The sequence below is a fragment of the Pseudomonas sp. NCHU5216 genome (assembly GCF_052156495.1).
Taxonomy (GTDB): Bacteria; Pseudomonadota; Gammaproteobacteria; order Pseudomonadales; family Pseudomonadaceae; genus Aquipseudomonas.
On sequence record NZ_JBQLIX010000037.1, the window covers coordinates 44,045 to 51,617 of the forward strand.

The 7,573-nt window shown below is 63.4% G+C and carries 4 protein-coding genes; 1 reads left to right on the forward strand and 3 read right to left on the reverse strand.

The window, feature by feature from the left end; genetic code table 11:
- Positions 1-155: 155 nt before the first annotated feature.
- The 3 genes from ACSVIK_RS20980 to ACSVIK_RS20990 form a co-directional block, all read right to left on the reverse strand.
- Positions 156-1,043, reverse strand: a complete 888-nt coding sequence (locus ACSVIK_RS20980; protein ID WP_442446147.1) for a PA4780 family RIO1-like protein kinase — start codon at positions 1,041-1,043, stop codon at positions 156-158.
- A gap of 187 nt (positions 1,044-1,230) precedes the next feature.
- Positions 1,231-2,394, reverse strand: coding sequence for a type III PLP-dependent enzyme (locus ACSVIK_RS20985; RefSeq protein WP_442446148.1), 1,164 nt, complete (start codon positions 2,392-2,394; stop codon positions 1,231-1,233).
- Between the two features lie 445 nt (positions 2,395-2,839).
- Positions 2,840-5,365 carry a PepSY domain-containing protein gene (locus tag ACSVIK_RS20990; protein ID WP_442446149.1) on the reverse strand — a complete coding sequence of 842 codons (2,526 nt, stop codon included), beginning with the start codon at positions 5,363-5,365 and terminating at the stop codon, positions 2,840-2,842.
- A gap of 368 nt (positions 5,366-5,733) precedes the next feature.
- Here ACSVIK_RS20990 and ACSVIK_RS20995 point away from each other — a divergent pair, with 368 nt between their 5' ends.
- Positions 5,734-7,317 carry a peptide chain release factor 3 gene (locus tag ACSVIK_RS20995; RefSeq protein WP_442446150.1) on the forward strand — a complete coding sequence of 528 codons (1,584 nt, stop codon included), beginning with the start codon at positions 5,734-5,736 and terminating at the stop codon, positions 7,315-7,317.
- Positions 7,318-7,573 lie beyond the last annotated feature (256 nt).

Below are 7,573 nucleotides of genomic sequence, written 5' to 3' on the forward strand. Positions count from 1 at the left end.
ACAAACTTGTCAGTCCGGTATTGCACTGGCTACCTCAGCTCGAGCTTCCTGCTTCGCTCCCTGCATCCATGCAGTCGTCGGCTCGGGCTTCCTGCTTCGCTCTACCTCCTGCATCCATGCAGTCGTCGCCTACGTTTTTCAGCAGCCTGCCAGGCTCAGCGCATCCAGGGCGGCGTGGGCTCGGCGTCCTTGGGCGCGTCCTCGGCATCGAGCAGCGCCTTGCGCCGGGCTTCCTCGGCCAGCGCGGCCTTGATCTCGCGCATCACCGCGTCGATATCCGCGGCATCCTCTGGCTCGGCGAATTCGCCGGTGAGCTGGCTATCGGGCTGCAGTTTGCCGGCCTCGTAGAGCGCCCACATTTCCTTGGCGTACTTGGTGTACCTGAGCTCCGGGGCGAACTGGCCGAAGTATTCGGCCATGTTGCGCACGTCGCGCTCGAGCATGGCGAAAGCATGGTTGTTGGCGGCAGCATCCACCGCCTGGGGCAGGTCGATGATCACCGGGCCTTCAGCGCCGAGCAGCACATTGAATTCGGAGAGGTCGCCATGCACCAGGCCGGCGCAGAGCATCTTGACGATCTCCTGGATCATGAAGGCATGGAATTCGCGGGCGTCGTCCGGGTGCAGTTCGACATCGTTGAGGCGCGGCGCCACATCGCCTTCGCCATCGTCGACAAGCTCCATCAGCAATACGCCGTCGAGAAAGTCGTAGGGCTTGGGTACTCGTACGCCGGCATTGGCCAAGCGGAACAAGGCGGCCACCTCGGCGTTCTGCCAGGCCTGCTCCTGCTCCTTGCGCCCGTACTTGCTGCCCTTGGCCATGGCCCGCGCCTGGCGGCTGCCACGTACCTTGCGCCCTTCCTGATATTCGGAAGCCTGGCGGAAGCTGCGCTTGTTGGCCTCTTTGTAAACCTTGGCGCAACGTAACTCGTCGCCACAGCGCACCACATAAACTGCGGCTTCCTTGCCGCTCATCAGCGGGCGTAGCACTTCATCCACCAGGCCATCCTCGACCAGGGGTTCGATTCGTTTGGGCGTCTTCATCGGTGTGAATCGTGGCTCCTGCGTGGCGAAAAGCGTAAAGGCTGGTTGCCATCGTCTCACAGCATGAAGGCGATGCCGACCCTCGATCTGCATGAGCACCCCGACTACAGCCGGAGCCGCACGGCGAACAGCTACAGGCAGAAACACGAACGCCCACACGAGGTGGGCGTCGCTGACCTGCAAGGTGTTACAGGTAGTAGGACTTCAGCGGCGGAAAACCATTGAACTCCACCGCACTGTAGCTGGTGGTGTAGGCGCCGGTGGACAGCCAGTACAGGCGGTCACCGCTGGCCAGGTTCAGCGGCAGGCCGTACTTGTAGTGCTCGTACATGATGTCGGCGCTGTCGCAGGTGGGGCCGGCGATCACCACCTCTTCCATCTCGCCCTTCTTCTCGGTCCAGATGGGGAACTTGATCGACTCGTCCATGGTTTCGATCAGGCCGCTGAACTTGCCCACGTCGGCATACACCCAGCGCTCCACGGCAGTACGCGACTTGCGCGCCACCAGCACCACTTCGGACACCAGCACACCGGCGTTGGCGATCAGCGAACGGCCCGGCTCGAGGATGATCTCCGGCAGGTCGTCGCCGAAGTCTTCCTTGAGGAAGCGGGTGATTTCCGCCGCGTAGGTTTCCAGGTCGTTGGTGCGCTGGATGTAGTTGGCCGGGAAGCCGCCGCCCATGTTGATCATCTGCAGGGTGATGCCATCTTCTTCCTTGAGGCGCTCGAAGATCACCTTGACCTTGGCGATGGCCGCGTCCCATACGTCGATGTCACGCTGCTGGCTGCCGACGTGGAAGGAGATGCCGTAAGGCACCAGGCCCAGTTGCTTGGCCAGGATCAGCAGATCCAGGGCCATGTCCGGCTGGCAGCCGAACTTGCGGCTCAATGGCCAGTCGGCGCTGTTGGAGCCTTCGGTGAGGATGCGCACGTACACCTTCGAGCCCGGCGCGGCCTTGGCGATGTTGCGCAGGTCGGCCTCGGAATCGGTGGCGTACAGGCGCACGCCCTTCTCATAGAAGTAGCGGATGTCGCGCGCCTTCTTGATGGTGTTGCCGTAGCTGATGCGCTCGGGGCCGACACCGGCACCCATCACCTTGTCCAGCTCGTAGATCGAGGCGATGTCGAAGTTCGAGCCCTTGTCGCGCAGCAGCTCGATGATCTCGATGGCGGGGTTGGCCTTGACCGCGTAGTAGGTCTTGGCGAACGGGAAGCAGGTGCCCAGTTGGTCATAGGCGTCGGCGATGATCTGCCGATCGATCACCACGAAGGGGGTTTCGTGCTGATCGGCGAACGCCTTCATGCGCTGGAAAGTGGCGGGTGCGTAGTAGTCTTCGACCTTGATCGACATGCGGGACTCCATTGGCTAAACCGGGAACACATGGATTCGGGCAGCGAAACGCCTGACAGGTTCCGCTACGTGTAGGGGGTGGCCGCGCAACGCGCGTGCCTGAACGTCTGACAGTTTCCCCACTTTGGTTCGCCTACTTCCCAAGGCATGTCGCCGAGCATCGCCGATCGCGGTGAGCCACCTGCGATCTCTCGTCGTCAGTACTTGAGCCGGATGGATCGTTTCCAGCATGGACGTTCGGGCGCGGACTTTAAGACCATGCGCCCCTCAGATCAACCGGAAATTCCCGCTAATTTCACATCGTTCCGGATATCGCACGAAATGCCCTGGAATGCTGAACAGGCGGGGCTTTCAGCCAGTTTGGCGCAGCCGTGTTTCATTGCCATTGCAGTGCCGTTTCAGCCAACGCATCGCCCCGCCCTGAACACAGGCCGGGCCAGCGCGATCAATACACGTCACGGCGATAACGCCCGTCCTCGACCAACGCCTGCAGCACCTGTTCACCCAGCAATTCGCGCAGCGCCGTATCCACACCGCCGGCCATGCCCTGCAGACTGCCGCAGACGTAGATCGCCGCGCCTTCGGCCAGCCAGGCGCGCAGGCGCTGCTGCTGCTCGCGCAGCAGATCCTGCACGTAGCGCTTGCTCGCCTGATCGCGGGAGAAGGCCAGATCCAGATGCTGCAGCTCGCCTGCGGCCAGCGCCGCCTGCAGCTCATCGCCACAGAAGAAGTCGCAGGCGCGGTTGCGCTCGCCGAACAGCAGCCAGTTACGCCCCTGCCCAGCCAGCGTGCGGGCGCGCAACAGCGAGCGCAGCCCGGCTAGGCCGGTGCCATTGCCAATCAGAATCAGCGGGCGGTCATCCTCCGGCAGATGGAAGCCGCTGTTGCGCCGTACCCGCGCCAGCAGGTGGCCACCGTCCGCCAGGTGCTCGGTCAGCCAGCCAGACCCCAGGCCCAGGCTGCCATCAGCCAGCTGGGTCTGGCGCACGATCAACTGCAGCGCGCCGTCGGCCGCCACCGAGGCGATGGAATATTCCCTTGTGCTCAGCGGCACCAGGGCATCGACCAGGGCCTGGGCATGCAGGCCGACCAGATGCGCCAGGCTTTCTGGCAACTGGCGCTCGGCCAGGGCTTCGCACAGGCTCACCGCCTGGCCATCGAGCGTCACCGGCTCCAAGCCATCGCAGCCGGAGTGCTGCAGCCAGGCCTGCACGGTGGCCGGCGCCTGACGCGGGCGAATCTCCAGGATGTCGCCCGCCTGCCAGGTGCTCTGCGCCGGCGGCGTCAGGCCAATGAGGAAAACTGGCGCCCCCTGGCTACCGGGGTTGAGCAAACGGCGCTCGACCAGGCTCCAGTGCTGCCAGGGCGCCTGCTCGAAGCGCACTGGCGCGGCGCCGGTCAAGTCGCTCAGGTGCTGCTGCCAGCGTTGCAGCGCGGCCTGGTCGGCGCCATCGACCTCGACGCTGTCGAACAGGCGCTGCGCGCCCTGCAACCCCAGCCAGTGGTTGATACGCCGGGCAAAACCACAGAAGTGCGGGTACTGGCGGTCACCCAGGGCCAGCACGGCATAGCTCAGTTGTTCCAGCGGCAGCGCAGCGCCCAGCACCTTGCGCTCGAAACCCTGGGCGGCATCCGGCGCCTCGCCGTCACCAAAGGTGCTGACCACGAACAGCGCCTTGTGCGTCTGCCGCAGGCTGTCGGCATCGATGCGCGACAGCGGCTCGACCCGCACCGGGATGCCGACAGCCTGCAACTGCCCGGCGCTCTGCCAGGCCAGTTGTTCGGCGAAGCCGCTCTGGCTGGCGAAGCCCACCAGCCAGCCTTCGCCTGAATCATCCGCCTGCAGCCCGGCGCGAGCCGCCAGTACCGCACGCTTCTTGCGTCGCCGATCCAGATAGAGCAGCCAGCCGGTGATGAAGAACAGCGGCATGGCTGCCGAGGCCAGCATCATCAGAATGCGCCCTGGCAGGCCGAAATACTCGCCCACATGCAGTGAATAAACGCTGGTCAACAACTGCGCCTTGAGGCTCTTGTCGGCATAGCGCTCGTGCTGGCTGACGGCCCCGGTTTGCGGGTCGATCAGGAACTGGTTGAAAGCTCGCACGTGCTCGGCGCCATCGAGCATGTAGAAGACGGTCGCCGGCTGCCCGGCCACTGGCGACAGGCGCAGGTTCCAGGCGACCAGCTTGGGCCCGGCGGCCCGCTGGATACCCTGCCAAAGCAGGTCGTAATCGACTTCGGGGGCGGGGCCGTTGGACGCCTCACGTTCACCACGGCCTTTACCACGCTGTGGCGACGGCGTATCGGCGAGCATTCGCGTCAGCCCCTCGCGGTACCAGTCATAGGACCAGTACAGACCAGTAAGCCCGGCGCAGAGGTAGAACAGCAACACCCAGGTACCCGCGACGGCATGCAGATCCCAGTTGAAGCTGCGACCTTTCTTCTTCCAGTCCAGGGTCAGCCAGGTACGCCAGTTCAATGCCTGGCGCGGCCAGCGCAGATACAGCCCGGACAAACAGAAGAAGAGCAGCGCCAGGGTGCTGGCAGCGGTGATCTGCTTGCCCACTTCGCCCATGGCCAGGAAACGATGCAATTGCAGCACAAAGCCGAAGAACTGCGCTCCGATAGGCTCGCCCAGCAGCCGCCCGGTGTATGGATCGAACGTGACACGCGGGCCACGCCGCTCACCTGGCAGGGGCATCAGGAACGCGATACCGGGGCCGTCGTGGCGGTTGTCGAGCCATAGCCCGGTGACACGATCAGCGCTGGCCACCTCGATCCGCGCCACCAGTTCAGCAGGTTCGAGGGGCCCCTGCTCGCTTGGCCGAATCTGCCAGTGCTCGGCATTCAGCGCCCGGGTGATCTCGCCCTCGAAGCTGTACAGCGCACCGGTGACACCCATGATGGCCAGCACCAGACCGGCGCTGATGCCAAACAACCAGTGCAACTGGAAGACGATTTTCTTGAACACGACGGAGCCACCCTCGACCTGACCCTCCACGACGGGCGGCTACTCTATATAAGAATAATTTTCATAACCATTCATTTACGTGTTTTTTACGCATCGCGAGTCACCTGCCAAAGCCTTCTGCGCAAGCCGATCGGCGCCCCTCGGCCAGAGCATGCAGTTATCGGTATAATCGGCAGTTTTCCGGGCGCCAGGTTCTGTACGAAAGGTCGTCGAGCGAAGGTCAGGCAAGGCAAAAACAGGCGAAGAAGCGGAGTTTACGTGCTGTAAATGAGCATTCTGAGGCTGTTTTTAACGCAGCCTCACCGAGCGCAGGCATCTTTCGTACAGCACCTGAGGCGCTCTCAACGATTCCATCCAGGCACGTATTCATGACCACCCAGGCCGCCGAAGTCGCCAAGCGCCGTACCTTCGCCATCATTTCCCACCCGGACGCCGGTAAGACCACCATCACCGAAAAGCTGCTGCTGATGGGCAAGGCCATCGAAGTGGCCGGCACGGTGAAGTCGCGCAAGTCCGACCGCCACGCCACCTCCGACTGGATGGAGATGGAGAAGCAGCGCGGCATTTCCATCACCACCTCGGTGATGCAGTTCCCTTACCGCGAGCACATCATCAACCTGCTCGACACCCCCGGCCACGAAGACTTCTCCGAAGACACCTACCGCACCCTGACCGCCGTGGACAGCGCGTTGATGGTGCTCGACGGCGGCAAGGGTGTGGAGCCGCGCACCATCGCCCTGATGGACGTGTGCCGCCTGCGTGATACGCCCATCGTCAGCTTCATCAACAAGCTCGACCGCGATATCCGCGACCCCATCGAGCTGCTCGACGAGATCGAGGCGGTGCTGAAGATCAAGGCCGCGCCCATCACCTGGCCGATCGGCTGCTACAAGGACTTCAAGGGCGTCTACCACCTGACCGGCGACTACATCATCGTCTACACCCCAGGCCACGGCCACGAGCGCACCGAAGCCAGGATCATCCAGAAGCTGGACTCCGACGAGGCGCGCAACCACCTCGGCGACATGTACGAGCGCTTCGTCGAGGAGCTGGAACTGGTGCAGGGCGCCTGCCACGAGTTCGAACCCGAGGCCTTCCTCAAGGGCGAGATGACCCCGGTGTTCTTCGGCACCGCGCTGGGTAACTTCGGCGTCGACCACGTACTCGACGCCGTGGTCGACTGGGCGCCGCGCCCGCTGCCCCGTGCGGCCAACGAGCGCAGCGTGGAGCCGACCGAGGAGAAGTTCTCCGGCTTCGTGTTCAAGATCCAGGCGAACATGGACCCCAAGCACCGCGACCGCATCGCCTTCATGCGCATCTGCTCGGGCAAGTACACCCAGGGCATGAAGATGCGCCACGCACGCCTGGGCAAGGACGTGCGCGTCGGCGACGCGCTGACCTTCTTCTCCAGCGAGCGTGAGCACCTGGACGAAGCCTATGCCGGCGACATCATCGGCCTGCACAACCACGGCACCATCCAGATCGGCGACACCTTCACCGAAGGCGAGAGCCTGGGCTTCACCGGCATCCCGCACTTCGCCCCGGAACTGTTCCGCCGCGTGCGCCTGAAGGATCCGCTGAAATCCAAGCAACTGCGCCAGGGCCTGCAGGAACTGGCCGAAGAAGGCGCCACCCAGGTGTTCTTCCCCGAGCGCAACAACGACATCGTCCTCGGCGCGGTGGGTGTGCTGCAGTTCGACGTGGTCGCCAGCCGCCTCAAGGAGGAATACAAGGTGGAGTGTGCCTACGAGGCGATCAACGTCTGGTCGGCGCGCTGGATCGAGTGCAGCGACGAGAAGAAGCTCAAGGAGTTCAAGGACAAGGCCTACGAGAACCTGGCCGTGGACGGCGGTGGTCACCTCACCTACCTGGCGCCGACCCGGGTCAACCTGAGCCTGATGGAAGAGCGCTGGCCGGAGGTGAAATTCCGCGCGACTCGCGAGCACCACTGATAGAAAACGGCCCGTCGTGCCAGGCTGGGTGAGCCCGGGCCGTTTTTTCAGATTCCTTACATGCCCGGTTGATACCGGTTTGGCAATAAGGTGTTGGTTGTTCTTATGCCTGTTCCGAATTGCCGCGTTTTTGTTGATGTTTTTGGTTTCGCCCTCCCGGGCGAGTCACTTTTGACGGGTGTATGGACCGGACACATGGTGGACAGGTGTGCGGGGACATGGTGGACACTTTTCGGCAAGCAAACCTGCCGGGAAT

What these genes read in the sequence shown, in the direction of transcription:
- ACSVIK_RS20995 (WP_442446150.1), top strand. Translation starts at nt 5,734, where the DNA reads ATGACCACCCAGGCCGCCGAAGTCGCCAAGCGCCGTACCTTCGCCATC.
- ACSVIK_RS20985 (WP_442446148.1), bottom strand. Translation starts at nt 2,394, where the DNA reads ATGTCGATCAAGGTCGAAGACTACTACGCACCCGCCACTTTCCAGCGC.
- ACSVIK_RS20980 (WP_442446147.1), bottom strand. Translation starts at nt 1,043, where the DNA reads ATGAAGACGCCCAAACGAATCGAACCCCTGGTCGAGGATGGCCTGGTG.